Source organism: Pseudoclavibacter sp. CFCC 14310 (assembly GCF_008831165.1).
Classification (GTDB): Bacteria; Actinomycetota; Actinomycetes; order Actinomycetales; family Microbacteriaceae; genus Pseudoclavibacter_A.
In genome coordinates this window covers 80,161-96,545 of the sequence record NZ_WBKC01000001.1, presented here as the reverse complement: position 1 = coordinate 96,545, position 16,385 = coordinate 80,161, and the positions used below count along the sequence as shown (strand labels likewise).

Sequence of the window (16,385 nt, the reverse complement as noted above, 5' to 3'; positions counted from 1 at the left end):
AAAATCGCTACACAGACGCAGGGGGTGTGAGAATCCCGTGCAAAACCAGTAGGACGAAGAAAACAGAAGAGACGAAGAAGCCAGAAAGGACGAAGAACGCCCCGTCCGAAGACGGGGCGTTGGGGTACTGCTGACGTGGAGCCTGCGGGAATCGAACCCGCGACCTCCTGCTTGCAAAGCAGGCGCTCTACCAATTGAGCTAAGGCCCCGCGTGCTCAACCTGTGAGTCTGGATGAGTCTGAGACGACCAAACCCACAAGTATGCGCATTGGTGGGCCTACCTGGACTTGAACCAGGGACCTCTTCGTTATCAGCGAAGCGCTCTAACCACCTGAGCTATAGGCCCAATGCACAGCACCAGAAAAGCTTAACGTATAAACGGCGCTGCGCACAAGTCGAGATGCACGCGGGCATCTCGACCCGTGAAATCGCTACTTGACGTTGCTGAACGTGAGCTTCACGCCGCCCACGATGCGCGCCACCGCGTTGTAGATCACGGCCATCAGCCCGCCGCCGAGCGTGCCGAAGATCACGGTCACGACACCGGCCAGCAGAGTCAGACCCAGAACGCGACCGAAGCTGAAGATGCGCGCGACGTTCTCAGAACCGTCACTCGTCGTCGTCGACAGCAGGTCGTTGATCGGCTGGAACATGCCCAGCTGAGCCACGAAGAGCCACAGCACGAACGAGCAGACCAGCTCGACGATCATCAGCGCCAGACTGAGCAGAAACGACACCTTCAGCGCCGACCAGGCGTTGATGCCAGACAGGCGCAGGTGCACCAGACGACGTGAGGCTTTCGGGCCAGAGCCACCCACCGGCGGGGGAGTCATGTTCATATTGTGGGTTCCTCTCACTGCTCTTCAGCCACAGCGGGCTGATCAGTGTCTTCAGTTGACGGCTCGACCGCTGCGGCTGCCTCGGCACCCGCTTCGGCATCAGCCACGGCCTCAGCCTCATCGAGGCTGTGCTCTTCGTTGCGTGCGACCGAGATCACGTGGTCTTTTCCGTCGGCGCGCACGAAGACGACACCCATCGTATCGCGTCCCTTGGCCGGCACCTCCGCGACCGACGAGCGAATCACCTTGCCACCCGCGAGCACCACGAGCACTTCGTCGTTCTCGCAGACGATGAGCGCTCCGGCGAGATCGCCGCGGTCGTCGTTCAGCTTGGCCACCTTGATGCCCTTGCCGCCTCGACCCTGCACGCGATACTGGTCGACCGCGGTGCGCTTCGCATATCCGCCCTCGGTGACCACGAAGACGAACTGCTCCGCGGCATCCGCATCGGCCGGAATCACCGACGCCGACAGCAGCGAGTCGCCCGCCCGGAAGGTGATGCCCTTCACCCCCGAGGTGTCGCGGCCCATCGGGCGCAGCGTGTCGTTGTCGGCGACGAAGCGCAGGCTCAGGCCCTTACGCGACACAAGCAGGATCTCGTCGTCGTCGTTCACCAGCAGCGCCGAGACGAGCTGGTCGTCATCACGCAGGTTCACGGCGATGAGACCGGCCGAACGCGGTGAGTCGTAGGCCTCGAGCCGGGTCTTCTTGACCAGACCGTTGCGCGTCGCGAGCACCAAGTACTGCGCCTGGTCGTAGCCCGAGATGTCGAGCACCTGCGTGACCGTCTCGTCGGGGTTCAGCGCGAGCAGATTCGCGACGTGCTGTCCCTTCGAGTCGCGTCCCGCCTCGGGAACCTCGTACGCCTTCGCACGGTAGACCCGCCCGGCGTCGGTGAAGAACAGCAGCCAGTGGTGCGTCGTGGTCACGAACAGGTGGTCGACGATGTCGTCAGCCCGCAGCTGTGCGCCCTTGATGCCCTTGCCTCCGCGGTGCTGCGAACGGTAGTTGTCCGAGCGGGTGCGCTTGATGTACCCGCCGCGGGTCATCGTGACGACGACCTCTTCTTCGGGAATCAGATCTTCCATCGACATGTCGCCGTCGAAGCCGAGCTGGATCGCGGTGCGGCGATCGTCGCCGTACTTGGCGACGATCTCGCCGAGCTCCTCGCCGACGATCTCGCGCTGGCGCGCCTCGCTGGCCAGAATCGCGTTGTACTCGGCGATCTTGGCCTGCAGCTCGTTGTACTCATCGGTGATCTTCTGCCGCTCAAGCGCCGCGAGCTGACGCAGCTGCATGTTCAGAATGGCGCGCGCCTGCAGGTCGTCGATGCCGAGCAGCTTCTTCAGGCCTTCACGGGCGTCTTCGACGGTGGCGGATGCGCGAATCAGAGCGATGACCTCGTCGAGCGCATCGAGGGCCTTGAGGTAGCCCTCCAAGATGTGGGCGCGTTCCTCGGCCTTGCGCAGACGGAACTTGGTGCGCCGAACGATGACCTCGATCTGGTGCGTGATCCACAGGCTGATGAACTGGTCGATCGAGAGGGTGCGCGGCACCCCGTCGACCAGGGCGATCATGTTCGCGCCGAAGTTGTCCTGCAGCTGCGTGTGCTTGTACAGGTTGTTCAGCACGACCTTGGCCACCGCGTCGCGCTTGAGCACGATCACCAGGCGCTGGCCGGTGCGGCCCGAGGTCTCGTCGCGAATGTCGGCGATGCCCGAGACGCGTCCGTCTTTCACGAGCTCGGCGATCTTGATCGCCAGGTTGTCGGGGTTCACCTGGTACGGCAGCTCGGTGATCACGAGACAGGTGCGGTTGTGGATCTCTTCGATGTTCACCACAGCGCGCATCGTGATCGACCCGCGACCGGTTCGGTAGGCCTGCTCGATGCCTTTGCGGCCCAGCACGAGCGCGCCGGTGGGGAAGTCCGGGCCCTTGATGCGCTGAATCAGGGCATCCTGCAGCTCTTGGCGCGACGCATCCGGGTGTTCGAGCGACCACTGCACGCCTTCGGCGACCTCACGCAGGTTGTGCGGCGGGATGTTCGTGGCCATGCCGACGGCGATGCCCACCGAGCCGTTGACCAGCAGGTTCGGGAACCGGCTGGGCAGCACGACCGGCTCCTGCGTCTTGCCGTCGTAGTTGTCCTGGAAGTCGACCGTGTCTTCGTCGATGTCGCGCACCAGCTCGAGCGCGAGCGGCGCCATCTTCGTCTCGGTGTATCGCGGCGCGGCGGCGGGATCGTTGCCCGGCGAGCCAAAGTTGCCCTGGCCGAGCGCGAGCGGATAGCGCAGGCTCCACGGCTGCACCAGGCGCACGAGGGTGTCGTAGATCGCCGAGTCGCCGTGCGGGTGATACTGGCCCATGACCTCGCCGACCACACGCGAGCACTTCGAGAAGGCCTTGTCAGGTCGGTAGCCGCCGTCGAACATGCCGTAGATGACGCGGCGGTGCACCGGCTTCAGACCGTCGCGCACGTCGGGCAGCGCACGCCCCACGATGACGCTCATCGCATAGTCCAGGTATGACTTCTGCATCTCGACGTTGAGGTCGACCTGCGAGATGTGCCCGTGGTTGTGGGTGCTGCCTGCGCTGCCGAACGAGACGCCCGAGTTCGGCGTCACGCCGGTGCTCTGGTCGTCGGTGCCCGGGTTCTCGGGGCCCTGTGTGTCGTCTGCCATGTTCTGCTTGTCTCTTTCGTCTGTGCGATTCGAGTGTGCGATGCGGATGCTGGGGTCACGCGCCTGAGCGCGTCACGATCGTCAGATGTCCAGGAATCGCACGTCTTTCGCGTTGGTCTGGATGAAGGTGCGTCGTGAGTCGACGTCTTCACCCATCAGCACCGAGAACACTTCGTCGGCCTGGGCCGCGTCTTCGAGCTGCACCTGCAGCAGCGTGCGCGACTCGGGGTTCATGGTGGTCTCCCAGAGCTCTTCGTAGTTCATCTCGCCCAGGCCCTTGTACCGCTGGATGCCGGAGTCTTTCGGCAGACGGTGACCCGCGCCCTTGCCCTCGGCGAGCAGTTCGTCACGCTCTTCGTCGGAGTAGGCGAACTCATGCTCTCGGTCGCTCCATTTGAGTCGATACAGCGGAGGCTGGGCGAGAAAGACGTGGCCCTGCTCGATCAGCGGCCGCATGTAGCGGAAGAAGAACGTGAGCAGCAGCGTCGCGATGTGTGCGCCGTCGACGTCGGCGTCGCTCATCAGCACGATCTTGTGGTAGCGCAGCTTGTCGTAGTTGAACTCCTCGCCGATGCCGGCGCCGAACGCCGTGATCATGGCCTGGATCTCGTTGTTCTGCAGTGCGCGGTCAAGACGCGCCTTCTCGACGTTGAGGATCTTGCCTCGCAGCGGCAGAATCGCCTGAGTCTCGGGGTTTCGGCCCTGCACCGCAGAGCCGCCTGCCGAGTCGCCCTCGACGAGGAAGATCTCGCAGATCTCAGCGTTCTTCGACGAGCAGTCTTTGAGCTTGCCGGGCATGCCGCCCGACTCGAGCACGCTCTTGCGCCGGGTGGCCTCACGGGCCTTGCGTGCGGCGAGACGTGCCTGCGAGGCCTGCATGCCTTTGCGCACGATGTCTTTGGCCTGCTGGGGGTTGCGGTCGAACCAGTCGGCGAGCTGCTCTCCGGTGACCTTCTGCACGAACGCCTTGGCCTCGGTGTTGCCGAGCTTGGTCTTGGTCTGACCCTCGAACTGCGGCTCGCCGAGCTTGATCGAGACGACGGCGGTGAGTCCCTCTCGCACGTCGTCGCCCGAGAGGTTCTCGTCTTTGTCTTTGAGGATGCCCTTCTCACGCCCGTACTTGTTGATCAGCGTGGTGAGCGCGGCACGGAAGCCCTCTTCGTGCGTGCCGCCCTCATAGGTGTTGATCGTGTTGGCGTAGGTGTGCACGCTCTCGGTGTACGCGGTCGTCCACTGCATGGCCACCTCGAGCGACAGACGCTTCTCGGTGTCTTCGGCCTCGAAGTCGATGATCGGGTCGTTGATGACCTCGGCCTTCTTGCTCGAGTTCAGAAACTCGACGTAGTCGACCAGACCGTGTTCGTAGTGGTACTTGACCTCGACCGGCTCTTCGCCGCGCAGGTCGGTGAGGGTGATGGTCAGTCCCTTGTTCAGAAAGGCCATCTGCTGAAAGCGCTGCCGCAGGGTCTCGAAGTCGTAGACCACGGTCTCGAAGATCTCGGGATCGGCCCAGAACGTCTGTGACGTGCCGGTCTCTGTGGTGGCCTCGCCACGCTCAAGTGCGGCGACCGGCTGCCCGCCGTCGCGGAACGACTGACGCCACACGTAGCCGTCGCGTTTGACGACGGTCTCGACTCTGACCGACAGCGCGTTGACGACCGAGATGCCCACGCCGTGCAGACCGCCAGAGACGGCATAGCCGCCGCCGCCGAACTTGCCGCCCGCGTGCAGCACCGTCATGACCACTTCGACGGTCGACTTGTGCTCAGTGGGGTGCTCGGCGACCGGAATGCCGCGTCCGTTGTCGACCACACGCACGCCGTTGTCGGGCAGCAGCGTCACCTCGATGTGCGTCGCGAAACCGGCGAGGGCCTCATCGACGCCGTTGTCGACGACTTCGTACACCAGATGGTGCAGCCCGCGCGGGCCGGTCGATCCGATGTACATGCCGGGGCGCTTGCGAACCGCCTCCAGGCCTTCGAGAACGGTGATGTCACTGGCATCGTAGGAATGCGGCTCTTGAGTCATCGCGACGTGGTGCTCCTGGTTCTGTGGTGTGACCGACTCTGACGCAGAATCGTCACAGCTCAACTCACCCATTCTATCAAGAATCCGTCTCAACGGGCCGTATTGCCGCCTCAGAGCGAATGACCAGTCCTCCGCGTACAGACCCACGCCAGATCAAGGGGTTCGCGTTCAGACGCCGCTCGTACGATCCGCGACCGCACCCCACCGCGAACAGGCAGGCAGAGAGTCATCCGTAGGTGTCGCGCGGCCCGCGCCCGTTCACCGAGCGGATGCCTCGCTTCCACGAGGGCGCATCCGGCCCGATGAATCGCATGTCAGTGACCTCGACCTCGGGCAGCAGCTCGGCGATGCGGCCGATCAGACGGCTCTTCATCAGCCGCAGACTGGCCGCCCACGACGTCGACTCGCAGCGCACCTCGACCACGGTTCCGTTCAGCCGCGCGCTGGTGCGCTGCGCGACGTCCTCGCCCACTATGGTGTGCCATTCGCTCGCCAGCCGCGCCTTCTCGAGCGTCGGCTCCCAGCCGCGATCCTGGGCGAGCCGACCGAGCACCTGGCCGATGCCGCGAAAGTCGCGGCCGGCCGCGAAGGGCTCGTCCGACCCGTCGCCGCGAAGGTTCCGGGCGCCCGTGCGGGCACCGCGGCGGGCGAAGATGCGGCGCATGCGCAGATAGACGAGGGATGCCTCATCGCGAATCTCGGCCATCGTCACCTCGCTCTGCGTTCGGGTGCTCGTCGTCCGCAGGCGCGCCCTCGACGTTTCCGTAGACGACCCCGTCGCCGGTCAGCTCGCCATGAGCCACGTGCACCGTTCTCGTCTCACGATCGCCGAAGCTCGGCACATCGTCAAGCACCGCGGCGGTGATCAGTACCTGCTCGTAGCCCGCAGCCAGCTCGATGAGTCGGCTGCGGCGGGCGCTGTCGAGCTCGGCGAACACGTCGTCGAGAATCAGCACGGGGTCGCCTGCGGGGGAGGCCAGGCGCAGCGCCTCGGCCCCGGCGAGCCGCAGAGCGAGCGCGAGCGACCAGCTCTCACCGTGACTCGCATACTCGCGGGCAGGCAGATCGTTGATCGACAGCAGCAGGTCGTCACGGTGCGGCCCGACCGTGGTGACGCCGCGGTCGAGATCGGTGTCGCGAGCGGCGCGCAGACGGTCGGCGAACGCGGAGCGCACATGCTCGAGGTCGCCCGGGCGATCGGCCACCGTGTTCGTGACCAGCTGCGCGGTGGCTCTGGCGTCGGTGTCGGCGATCAGGTCGTAGAGGCGGTTGAGCGGTTCGACCAGGCGAGCGACCAGGTCGGCGCGCTGCACGAGCAGTTGGGCTCCGAGGTCGACGAGCTGCTCGTCCCAGATGTCGAGGGTGTTGAGCCCTGCGGCCGCGGTGCGTGCCGCCCGCGCCGATTTCAGCAGGGTGTTGCGCTGTCGCAGCACACGCTCATAGTCGCCGAGCGTCTCGGTGAAACGGGCGCGGGTGCCCACGCAGAGCTCGTCGAGAGCACGCCGCCGCACCTCTGGGCCGCCTTTGACCAAGGCGAGATCTTCGGGAGCGAAGAGCACCGTCGAGAATTGGCCCTGCGCCTCGCCCACGCGTTTGGGGGCACGGTTGATGCGGATGCGATTGGGGCTGTCGAGATTCAGCTGCGCGTCGATCTGCAGCTGACGGCCCTCGTGCAGCACTGTCGCACGCACCACGGCCTGGCGCTGGCCGGCACGCACCATCGGAGCATTGTTTGAGACGCGATGCGAGCCGAACACCGAAAGATAGCGCACCGCCTCGACGAGATTGGTCTTGCCCTGGCCGTTTCGGCCGGCGAAGACCCAGATCTGCGGCCCCAGAGTGAGCTCGGCGCGCGTGTAGTTGCGAAAGTCGTGCACCTGGAGCGACTGCACGTACACAGCGGCTCGCTAGCGCAGCAGCAGGTTCGGCTGCAGCAGGTACTTGAACGCACCCGGCTGCTCGCCGTCTTTGCTGGTCTGGCCCGTGATCAGCACGGGACCGGGCTTGTGCGGGTTGTCCGTCTTTGTGAAGGCCATCTTGGCGAACTCGCAGCGAGTGGAGTTCAGCCCGTCGATCAGAAACTGCGGCTTCATCGAGATGACGACCTCGTCACCGGTGAGAAACGCCTCGACACGCTCTCGAGCCTGCGCCTGGTCGTTGCCTGCCGCATCGAGCGTGACGCCGTCGAGGTTGAAGGTGAAGCGCAGCGGGCTCTCGCGATCGAGCACCAGCGAGACGCGGCGCACGGCCTCGATCAGCTCGGCGGTGTTGACCACGGCGTAGTTCTCGACGGTCTCGGGGAACAGCCGGCGAACGGGCGGGTAGTTGCCTTTGATCAGCAGCGACGTGACGGTGCGTCGGTTCGCGCTGAACGCGATGATCTCGCGATCGTCGTTCTTGATCAGAGCGACTTTGACGCTGCCCTGATGGGCGAAGGTCTTGGCGACCTCGTTCAGTGTGCGCGCAGGAACCAGAGCGTTGCCCTCAGCCTGTTCGTCGTTGTTCCACTCGATGCCGCGCACGGCGACGCGGTAGCGGTCGGTGGCCAGGAACGTGAGTTCGCTCTCGTCGATCTCGATCTGCACGCCGGTGATGACCGGCGTGACGTCGTCTCGTGATGCGGCGACGGCCACCTGGGCGATCGCGTCGGCGAACTTCTCGGCGTCGACCGTGCCGACCCACTGATCGATCTGCGGCAGGCTCGGGTACTCCTCGAGCGGCATGGTGTAGAGCTCAAAGCGTGCTGCGCCGCTGACGACGAGCAGTTTTCCGTCTTCGAGCGAGAGGGTGACGTCGTCGCCGGGAAGCTTCGACGAGATGTCGGCGAGCAGGCGTCCGCTGACCAGCACGCTGCCCTCTGTCTCGATGTCTGCCGCCACAGCAGTCTGCGATGAGACCTCGTAGTCGAAGGTGGCCAGATGCAGATCGCCGCCCTGTGCTTCGAGAAGAATGCCACCGAGGATCGGCAGGGTCGTGCGCTGAGGCAGCAGCTTCACCGCGAAAGAGACAGCCTCTGCGAGCAGGTCACGATTGATCTGGAGTTTCACGGATGCCTCTCTGTCGGAACTGCTGTCTTGGCCAGCGCATACCGCTGCACCCGCGCGACGTCTCGTCACTGAGACGATCGACGGTTCGGCCTGGTGCGCGGCGTGTCGCCGATCACAGGCACAGAGGTACTGGTATGCGCGTGAGCGCACCCACCATCTTCGCACAATTCTGCGTCGACACAATTCTGGTGTGTCAGCGTGCGGCTCGAGGTGTTCCCGTCTGCTCAGAGCCGCTGAGACAACGAACATCAGAGCAGAGCACGCGTCTCTTATTGAGAATCAGCAAGCGAGGCTGAAACAGACGTGCAGCAGAGCTGCTCTTCTGCAATGTGCTGGAGCAGCGCTGCGTCGGCCACGACGCTCGCTCTTCATGAGCATATCTTTCCCAGGCCTGCCGAGTGGGGAAGAGAAGGTTCGTAGAGAGTTCGCTGTTGAAAGATGTAACTCTGCAAGGTTAACAACGCTTGTGGATTCCGTGCATGACCTGCTGTCGGCCACAGAAAACGTGGGAACGACATCGATGTAGTTTGTGCACAGCTTGTGGAGAGCGCTGTGGAGAAAAGAGCCCGGGTTTTGCCAGAAGCGGCGTCTGTACACAAAAACCGGCGATTTCTCCCCAGTTTCACCCAGTTATCCACAGATCTGTGGAGAGATATGTGGATAAAGTCGCGCATTTGCTGTTTTCTCTAGTTATCCACAGGGTGTGGACAAACCCGTGGATAGTTGCGGCCGCCCAGAACTACACCGGTGTAACTTGTGGAATTGACCTGTGGATTGTGGATAACTCGATCATCCGCCAGAAACCTGTCGTTCACCTTCGCGGCCTTGTCCAGAGTGCGATTGAGAGACTGTCCGGGCCGGCGAAATGTGCCCTCCTGCGGCTCGAACCGTGCGCAGTGGGGGCATGCAGGTGCGCAGGAGTGTGTATAGGAGAGGCGTGGATCGTCGCTCTGGAGCGAGGGCGCACCAGAGGAGATGTGCGTCCAGGCTGGCAAGGGCACACGCACGCTGTGGGTCGACGGCGGCCGCATCCTCTGACGCTGAAGGGATGACCCTGAATGACCCTGAGAAGGAAGGGATGGCCCTGAGAAGGGGAGAGCGAACCGTCAGCCGGGCACAGCCGGCGATCTAGCGGTGCGCCTGCTTCACAGCGGTCGAGATGTCGGTGACCTGGGTATAGATGTTGCGCTTCTCCTGCATCAGGCGCGAGATCTTGTTGTTGGCGTACATCACGGTCGTGTGATCGCGATTGCCGAAGATCTGCCCGATCTTGGGCAGTGAGAGGCTGGTGAGCTCACGGCAGATGTACATCGCGATCTGGCGAGCCAGCGCGATCTGCTGTGAGCGTGAGGTGCCGACGATGTCGTTGACGCTCAATGAGAAATAGGTCGCCGTGGTCTGAATGATCGTGTCGGGGTCGACCAAGTTGTCGTCTGCCAGCGTGATCATGTCTTTCAGCGCCGTCTGCGCCAGGGGAAAGTCGATCGGCTTCTGCTCGATGCTCGCATAGGCGATCACTCGCAGCAGCGTGCCCTCGAGCTCGCGGATGTTCGAAGACACCTTGCTGGCGATCAGCTCCAGGATGTCTCCGGGCACTTCCATCTGTTCGCTCTCGGCCTTGCGGCGCAGAATCGCGATGCGCGTCTCGAGATCGGGCGCCTGCACATCGGTTGTGAGGCCCCACTCGAATCTCGAGGTCATGCGCTCCTGAAAGCCGGTCAGCTGTTTGGGCGGCAGATCGCTGGTGATCACCAACTGCTTGTTGTGATCGTGCAGATTGTTGAAGGTGTGGAAGAAGGCCTCCTGAGTGGAGTCCTTTCCCTGCAGAAACTGGATGTCGTCGATGAGCAGCACGTCGATGTCGCGATAGCGCGACTGGAACTCGGCCGCCTCGTTGCGCTGAATCGAGTTGATGAAGTCGTTGGTGAACTCTTCAGAGCTCACATAGAGCACTCGGATGTCGGGAAACAGGCTGATCGCGTAGTGGCCGATCGCATGCAGCAGATGGGTCTTGCCCAGTCCGGACTCGCCATAGATGAAGAGTGGGTTGTACGCCTTGGCCGGGGTCTCGGCGACGGCGAAGGCAGCAGCGTGCGCGAAGCGGTTCGACGCGCCGATCACGAAGCTGTCGAAGGTGTACTTCGGGTTGAGTCGGTTCCCGTTGCCGCCGGCCGTGGGCTTCGGTGCGGTCGCCTGCACGGTGGGCACGCTCGGTCGAATCGGCGCTGCCGGCGACGTGGTCGCCGAGGGCTGTGTGGCGGATGTGCCGCTCGCCTCCGCCCCAGGCATGTCGGCCGTGATGAGGCCGGTGACGCTCGCGGCCGCAGCTCCGGGCTGGGGCGCAGCAGCGGCGTCCGTCGTCGACGACGGGGCGGGAGCATGCGGATCGATGTCGAGCGCATGCAGACTCGGCTGCCGGGTCGAGGGCTTCTGCGGCGTCTGCTTGCTGACCATCTCACGCAGCGACGAGTTGACGACCACGGCGAAGCTGGTGATGGCGGGGCCATCGGGCTGAACTGTGGTGAGCGCACGCATCATGGCGTTGCGCGCCCGATGTTCGATCATCTCTCGGGCGAGTTCGTCTGGCACTTCGAGAAGAATGGTGTCGCCGATGGCGCCTTTGGGATGGATCAGCCCGATGAAGCCGGAGAGCTGTCCGGTGATGTCAGGGTCGGACTGCAGGGCGTCGGCCATCTGCTGCCAGAAGCCCTCCGGGTCTGCTGTCGCATCGATCTGCGGCATGATGCACTCCCGGCCCTTTGTCACGATTCCACAGGGTTATGCACAGGATTAACCACATGTGTATAACTGTGGAAAGCCACTCCTATTGAGCCGCTCCGGATACGCTAGCGCGCTCGGATGCTCTTCGCAAATCTTCGTGCGCGGATTTCGGCGTGTCAGAGCCGGGTTCGGCTCGTTCTGTGTGCATGATTGTGGATTGTCATGTTTGTCGGCTTGACCTGTACCGGGTTGATCGGTAGGTTTAACCGCTAGTTGCCCGAGTATATCGGCATGCCCTTTTACCATCTTTCGGAGAGATCATGAGCAAGAGAACGTTTCAGCCCAACAACCGTCGTCGCGCCAAGAAGCACGGCTTCCGCGCTCGTATGAGCACCCGCGCCGGCCGCTCGATCCTGTCGGCACGTCGTCGCAAGGGGCGCACAGAGCTCGCTGCGTAATACGCATGCTCGACCGACCGCATCGACTGAGAACATCCGCTGATTTCTCCAAAGTGAGTCGTCGCGGTCGTCGTCGTGGCACCAGGCACCTGTTGGTGCACCTGCTGGCCACCGACGACGACACGACCACGAGAATCGGGTTTGTCACCAGCCGGGCGGTCGGCAATGCCGTCCAACGCAATCTCGTGAAACGCAGACTCCGTGAGATCGCTCACGAACTGCTCGAGACGGCTCCCAGAGGATGGCTGATCGTCGTACGAGCGAAGCCCAATGCGGCGCGGGCCACTTATGGCGAACTGCGTAACGAGGTTCGCGATTCCGTGATCGGTCGTACCGAAACGAAGAGGGCGTCATGACGGTCAGTCCTGTTCCCTGTTCCACACTGCTGTGCGAGGTCGGGGTCTTCGTCTGGATGCTGCCGCGTCGTCTTGCCGTCTTGGTGCTGCGTGGCTACCGCCGATTCATCTCTCCGCTCTATGGAGACGTCTGCCGCTACTATCCGACCTGCTCGGCCTACGCCCTCGAAGCCTTCGAACGTCGAGGGTTCGTGATCGGCACGGGGCTCACGGTGTGGCGGCTGCTGCGCTGTCAGCCGTTCTCCGCGGGAGGCGTCGATCCCGTGCCGTCAGGTCGTCATGAGCCCCAGCACACGCATCACGCGCATGACGATGGCCTTCACCATCGGCGGTGACCGCACTGAGCCGTGGCACTGAGTGCCCGACATCACTAAAGACCAGCTGACCGCTTCAGACGAAAGAAGAACACGTGGATCTCATCGGTAGCATCCTGTGGCCCATCAAGTGGCTCATCGAGCTCGTGCTCGTGAGCTGGCATTGGGTCTGGGTCAACATCTTCGGCTTGGGAGCCTCTTCGGGCTGGGCGTGGACGCTCTCGATCATCGGTCTTGTGCTCATCGTGCGTGCGGCGATGATCCCGCTCTTCGTCAAGCAGATCAAGTCCTCCCGTGCATCGATGGAGCTCGCCCCGAAGGTGCGCGCTCTGCAGCAGAAGTACAAAGGCAAGAAAGACCAGCTGTCACGCCAGGCCATGGCGCAGGAGCAGATGGCTCTGTACAAAGACGCCGGCACGAACCCGATGGCCGGCTGTCTGCCGATGCTGGTGCAGATGCCGGTGTTCTTCGGTCTGTACACCGTTCTGCATGAGGCCGCGCAGGGGCACAGCGGCATCGGCGTGCTGAACGGCGACCTGGCCAATGACTTTCAGCATGGCTCGATCTTCGGCGCACAGCTGTCGACCACGCTGATGAACTCGATCAACGCCGATCCGATTCAGTGGCAGGTCGTGCTGCTCGCCGTCGTGCTGGTGATCTTCATGGTCTCGTCGCAGCTGTACACGAGTATTCAGATCATGGGCAAGAACATCTCAGAAGAGACGAAGGCGTCTCCGATGTTCCGGCAGCAGAAGATGCTCATGTACGGCATGCCGTTCCTGATGATCTTCTCAGGTGTGGCCTTTCCGATCGGTCTGCTGATCTACTGGTTCACCTCGAACCTCTGGACCATGGTGCAGCAGGCCATTGTGATTCGCAGCATGCCAACGCCGGGCAGCGTCGCGTACTTCGCTCGACAGAGCCGTCTTGAGGCCAAAGGCAAGCTGACCGATCGTCAGCGCGAAGAGCTCGCCAAGCATGAAGGGCGTGGGCAGGGGCAGCGCCAGCAGCCGGTGGGCAAGAGCCGCGCCAAGAAGCAGGGCGGGCAGCTGACCGATCAGCAGCGCGACGGCGCGGCCGGTGCGAAGTCGACCGAAAGCGACCATTCGGGCGCAGCTTCGGCATCCGCATCAGGCTCGAAGCAGAGCAGCCCGCAGGGCGCTCAGCCGGGCGAGAACACGAGCCAACAGGGTGACCGGAGCCAGCAGAACGCTGGCCAGGGCAAGGGCAAAGGCTCGAAGTCGAGCCGGAGCAAGAGAAAGGGCAAGCGATGAGCGACGAGCAGAGCAGCGAGACGCGCAGCGCACTCGAGATCGAGGGCGATATCGCGGCTGACTACATCGAGGAGTTTCTCGACATCGCCGATTTCGACGGTGACATCGACATCGAGGTGCGCAGCGGGCGGGCATACATCGGGGTGAACTCCGACGACGAAGACTCCAACCTTTCGACGCTGGCGTCGCCACGCGTGGTGTCGGCGCTGCAGGAGCTGACGCGTCTCGCGGTGCAGCAGAAGACGGGTGAGTTCAGTCGCCTGGTGCTCGACGTGCAGGGCTCGCGAGAGCAGCGTGAGCACGAACTCGAAGAGCTCGTCCAGGATGCAGCCGAGCGGCTGCAGTCGGGTGACGATCGTGTGGCGCTGCCCGGCATGTCTTCGTACGAGCGAAAGCTTGTGCACGACTTCGCGCGGGCCGAGGGCCTCGAGAGCGATTCAGAGGGTGAGGGTCGTCGTCGCCATGTCGTGCTGACACTCGGTGGCGATGAGGCGACCTCTGAGCACGAGTCAGACGGGCAGGGGTCGTCGGCAGACGAGGCATCGAACTGATGTCGAGCGATCAGCAGCAGATCGGCGAGCTCGAAGACGAGCCCGACGTCGTCGCAGAACGCTTTCCCGTCGCGCGTGTGCAGCTCGTGCAGCTCGCCAACGATCTCTATGAGCAGGGCGAACGTCTCGGTCTGCTGGGGCCGCGCGAGTACGGTCGGCTGTGGAGTCGGCATCTGCTGAACTGCGCAGCAGTCGAAGAGCGCATTCCCGAGGGTGCCCGTGTCGCCGACGTCGGCAGCGGAGCGGGACTGCCGGGCTTGGTGCTGGCGATCATCCGCCCAGACGCCGAGTTCACCCTGATCGATCCCATGGAGCGGCGCTGCACATGGCTCGAAGACGAGAGTGCACGGCTGGGGCTGACGAACGTACGGGTGATTCGCGCGCGTTCGCAGGAGGTCACCGACGAGGTCATGGTCGACGTGGTGACGGCTCGAGCGGTCAGCGCGCTGAAGACGCTGATCGGCTGGACGGCTCCGCTGCTGCGGCCAGGCGGTTCGCTGGTGCTGATGAAAGGCCGCTCCGCTGCGGCCGAGATCGAAGCGGCGAGCAAGCCGATTCGCAAGTTCGCATTGCAGGACGTCCATGTCGAACATCTCGGCGCCGACTACCTGAGCGAGCCGACCACGGTGGTCTGCGCGACGCTGCCGACCATTGAAGACGAATAGAGCGCGGTCGCATCGTGAGCGCGGTCACGAACCCGGATGGAGAATGTGATGAGTGACGAGAGCACGCAGCTCCCAGAGATCCCGGCTGATGTGGCGAAAGGGCTCGGGTCCCCGGTCGGCTCGCCAGACGGCGCCCGCGGATTGGGCTGGCCTCGGGAGTACCCGGTCGGCGAGACTCCCGATCTCGAAGACGCCGAGGGCATGCCTGCGCCCGGCGTGCACGAAGAGTCGTGACCGCCTCCCGAGTGATGTTTCACGTGAAACGTCGCTCGGGGCGCACGGTTTTCTCGATACGTCGTCGGTGAGGGTGTTTCACGTGAAACACCGACGTCGTGTCAATGTCGGCACCGGGCACTAAACTGAACACGTCCAATGATGACCCGGTGGGCATCTGCATCGGGCATGATCTAGATCTCGAGCGAGGGTGAAACACGCGTGGAATTCGATGACTCGACACCGCTGGCCAAAGAACTGGCCAGTCTGTCGAGACGCCGCAAGGCCGTGGCCGAACTCGACTTCAGAAAGCCCAGTCGTACGCGCGTCTTCAGTGTGACGAACCAGAAGGGCGGAGTCGGCAAGACGACGACGACCGTCAACCTGGCTGCCGCTCTGGCACTGAACGGTATGCGCGTGCTGGTGATCGACCTGGACCCTCAAGGCAACGCCTCAAGCGCGCTGGGCGTGAACATCCGTGAGGGCGGCGTGGGCATCTACGACGTTCTGATCGGCGATGCCAGGCTCGGCGAGGTGATCGTTCCCAGCGCAGAGAACGATCAGCTGTACTGTGCGCCGTCGAGCATCGACCTGGCCGGCGCCGAGATCGAGCTGGTGTCACTGCCGTCGCGCGAGTATCGACTGTGGCAGGCCATCGACGGCCTGAGCCAAGACCGTGAGACGCACTTCGACTTCATCTTCATCGACTGCCCGCCTAGTCTCGGGCTGCTCACGGTGAATGCGTTCGTGGCGGCGCACGAAGTGCTCATTCCGATTCAGTGCGAGTACTACGCGCTCGAAGGGCTGAGCCAGCTGCTGAAGAACATTCTGCTGATCAACGACCAGTTGAATCCGGATCTGTGCCTCAGTGCGATTCTGCTCACGATGTACGACGCCCGCACACGGCTCTCTGAAGAGGTCGCCGACGAGGTGCGATCACACTTCACCGAAGAGACGCTGCAAGCGGTGATTCCGCGTACGGTTCGCATCGCCGAGGCACCCAGCTATGGGCAGAGCGTCATCGCGTATGATCCGGGGTCAAAGGGAGCGATCTCATACATCGAAGCGGCTGCAGAGCTCAGCCAGCGAGAGGAGCATCATGGCCGGTAGAAAAGGTGGTCTCGGTCGCGGCATCAGCTCGCTGATCCCCACACACACGGAGCAGCGTCGTGGCGGTCGGCCTGAGACGGCTTCTGACGCTCGCAAGCGCCCAGTCGATGTCTTCTTCGACGGCGCAC

Annotated in this window: 15 protein-coding genes and 2 tRNA genes; 8 read left to right on the top strand and 9 right to left on the bottom strand. The window is 63.4% G+C overall.

Going from position 1 to position 16,385, the window contains the following annotated elements; all coding sequences use genetic code 11:
• Positions 1–136 precede the first annotated feature (136 nt).
• The 9 genes from F8O06_RS00390 to dnaA form a co-directional block, all read right to left on the bottom strand.
• Positions 137–209: transfer RNA gene (locus tag F8O06_RS00390), tRNA-Ala, on the bottom strand.
• 60 nt (positions 210–269) lie between these two features.
• A tRNA-Ile gene (locus F8O06_RS00385) sits at positions 270–346 on the bottom strand.
• A gap of 85 nt (positions 347–431) precedes the next feature.
• Complete coding sequence (locus F8O06_RS00380) at positions 432–833, bottom strand: DUF3566 domain-containing protein (protein ID WP_192496774.1); 402 nt, start codon at positions 831–833, stop codon at positions 432–434.
• A gap of 20 nt (positions 834–853) precedes the next feature.
• Positions 854–3,520: a DNA gyrase subunit A gene (gene gyrA / locus F8O06_RS00375; RefSeq protein WP_158036964.1), complete on the bottom strand. Its 2,667-nt coding sequence runs from the start codon at positions 3,518–3,520 to the stop codon at positions 854–856.
• A gap of 81 nt (positions 3,521–3,601) precedes the next feature.
• Positions 3,602–5,548, bottom strand: coding sequence for a DNA topoisomerase (ATP-hydrolyzing) subunit B (gyrB, locus tag F8O06_RS00370; protein WP_225732938.1), 1,947 nt, complete (start codon positions 5,546–5,548; stop codon positions 3,602–3,604).
• A gap of 226 nt (positions 5,549–5,774) precedes the next feature.
• Positions 5,775–6,254, bottom strand: coding sequence for a DUF721 domain-containing protein (locus F8O06_RS00365; RefSeq protein ID WP_158036962.1), 480 nt, complete (start codon positions 6,252–6,254; stop codon positions 5,775–5,777).
• Entirely contained in the window at positions 6,235–7,446 is a 1,212-nt protein-coding gene (recF, locus tag F8O06_RS00360; protein WP_158036961.1) for a DNA replication/repair protein RecF, read from the bottom strand. Before recF ends, F8O06_RS00365 begins: the two co-directional genes overlap by 20 nt.
• Before the next feature lie 9 nt (positions 7,447–7,455).
• Positions 7,456–8,595, bottom strand: coding sequence for a DNA polymerase III subunit beta (dnaN, locus tag F8O06_RS00355; RefSeq protein ID WP_158036960.1), 1,140 nt, complete (start codon positions 8,593–8,595; stop codon positions 7,456–7,458).
• Between the two features lie 1,128 nt (positions 8,596–9,723).
• A complete protein-coding gene (dnaA, locus tag F8O06_RS00350) occupies positions 9,724–11,289 on the bottom strand; it encodes a chromosomal replication initiator protein DnaA (protein WP_225733365.1) in 1,566 nt (521 codons plus the stop codon).
• 347 nt (positions 11,290–11,636) lie between these two features.
• Between dnaA and rpmH the strand changes: the two genes are divergently transcribed.
• The 8 genes from rpmH to F8O06_RS00310 all read left to right on the top strand — a co-directional run bounded on the left by rpmH (position 11,637) and on the right by F8O06_RS00310 (position 16,257).
• The gene (rpmH, locus tag F8O06_RS00345) at positions 11,637–11,774 is read left to right on the top strand and encodes a 50S ribosomal protein L34 (protein ID WP_158030428.1); all 138 of its coding nucleotides are present in this window, start codon (positions 11,637–11,639) and stop codon (positions 11,772–11,774) included.
• Between the two features lie 5 nt (positions 11,775–11,779).
• On the top strand, positions 11,780–12,130 hold the full coding sequence (rnpA, locus tag F8O06_RS00340; RefSeq protein ID WP_158036958.1) for a ribonuclease P protein component: 351 nt from the start codon (positions 11,780–11,782) through the stop codon (positions 12,128–12,130).
• Positions 12,127–12,465 carry a membrane protein insertion efficiency factor YidD gene (yidD, locus tag F8O06_RS00335; RefSeq protein ID WP_158036957.1) on the top strand — a complete coding sequence of 113 codons (339 nt, stop codon included), beginning with the start codon at positions 12,127–12,129 and terminating at the stop codon, positions 12,463–12,465. Before rnpA ends, yidD begins: the two co-directional genes overlap by 4 nt.
• A gap of 74 nt (positions 12,466–12,539) precedes the next feature.
• Entirely contained in the window at positions 12,540–13,718 is a 1,179-nt protein-coding gene (gene yidC / locus F8O06_RS00330) for a membrane protein insertase YidC (RefSeq protein WP_158036956.1), read from the top strand.
• Positions 13,715–14,269, top strand: coding sequence for a protein jag (locus tag F8O06_RS00325; RefSeq protein ID WP_158036955.1), 555 nt, complete (start codon positions 13,715–13,717; stop codon positions 14,267–14,269). The genes yidC and F8O06_RS00325 overlap by 4 nt, the downstream gene beginning before the upstream one ends.
• Positions 14,269–14,934 (top strand): 16S rRNA (guanine(527)-N(7))-methyltransferase RsmG, encoded by a 666-nt coding sequence (gene rsmG, locus F8O06_RS00320; protein ID WP_158036954.1) that lies wholly within the window; start codon positions 14,269–14,271, stop codon positions 14,932–14,934. The genes F8O06_RS00325 and rsmG overlap by 1 nt, the downstream gene beginning before the upstream one ends.
• A 48-nt stretch (positions 14,935–14,982) precedes the next feature.
• Positions 14,983–15,168: a hypothetical protein gene (locus F8O06_RS00315; RefSeq protein ID WP_158036953.1), complete on the top strand. Its 186-nt coding sequence runs from the start codon at positions 14,983–14,985 to the stop codon at positions 15,166–15,168.
• Positions 15,169–15,369: 201 nt separating this feature from the next.
• Positions 15,370–16,257 carry a ParA family protein gene (locus tag F8O06_RS00310; protein ID WP_225733303.1) on the top strand — a complete coding sequence of 296 codons (888 nt, stop codon included), beginning with the start codon at positions 15,370–15,372 and terminating at the stop codon, positions 16,255–16,257.
• The last annotated feature ends 128 nt before the right edge of the window (positions 16,258–16,385 follow it).

What these genes read in the sequence shown, in the direction of transcription:
- F8O06_RS00380 (WP_192496774.1), bottom strand. Translation starts at nt 833, where the DNA reads ATGACTCCCCCGCCGGTGGGTGGCTCTGGCCCGAAAGCCTCACGTCGT.
- gyrA (WP_158036964.1), bottom strand. Translation starts at nt 3,520, where the DNA reads ATGGCAGACGACACACAGGGCCCCGAGAACCCGGGCACCGACGACCAG.
- gyrB (WP_225732938.1), bottom strand. Translation starts at nt 5,548, where the DNA reads ATGACTCAAGAGCCGCATTCCTACGATGCCAGTGACATCACCGTTCTC.
- F8O06_RS00365 (WP_158036962.1), bottom strand. Translation starts at nt 6,254, where the DNA reads ATGGCCGAGATTCGCGATGAGGCATCCCTCGTCTATCTGCGCATGCGC.
- dnaA (WP_225733365.1), bottom strand. Translation starts at nt 11,289, where the DNA reads ATGGCCGACGCCCTGCAGTCCGACCCTGACATCACCGGACAGCTCTCC.
- rpmH (WP_158030428.1), top strand. Translation starts at nt 11,637, where the DNA reads ATGAGCAAGAGAACGTTTCAGCCCAACAACCGTCGTCGCGCCAAGAAG.
- rnpA (WP_158036958.1), top strand. Translation starts at nt 11,780, where the DNA reads ATGCTCGACCGACCGCATCGACTGAGAACATCCGCTGATTTCTCCAAA.
- yidD (WP_158036957.1), top strand. Translation starts at nt 12,127, where the DNA reads ATGACGGTCAGTCCTGTTCCCTGTTCCACACTGCTGTGCGAGGTCGGG.
- F8O06_RS00325 (WP_158036955.1), top strand. Translation starts at nt 13,715, where the DNA reads ATGAGCGACGAGCAGAGCAGCGAGACGCGCAGCGCACTCGAGATCGAG.
- rsmG (WP_158036954.1), top strand. Translation starts at nt 14,269, where the DNA reads ATGTCGAGCGATCAGCAGCAGATCGGCGAGCTCGAAGACGAGCCCGAC.
- F8O06_RS00315 (WP_158036953.1), top strand. Translation starts at nt 14,983, where the DNA reads ATGAGTGACGAGAGCACGCAGCTCCCAGAGATCCCGGCTGATGTGGCG.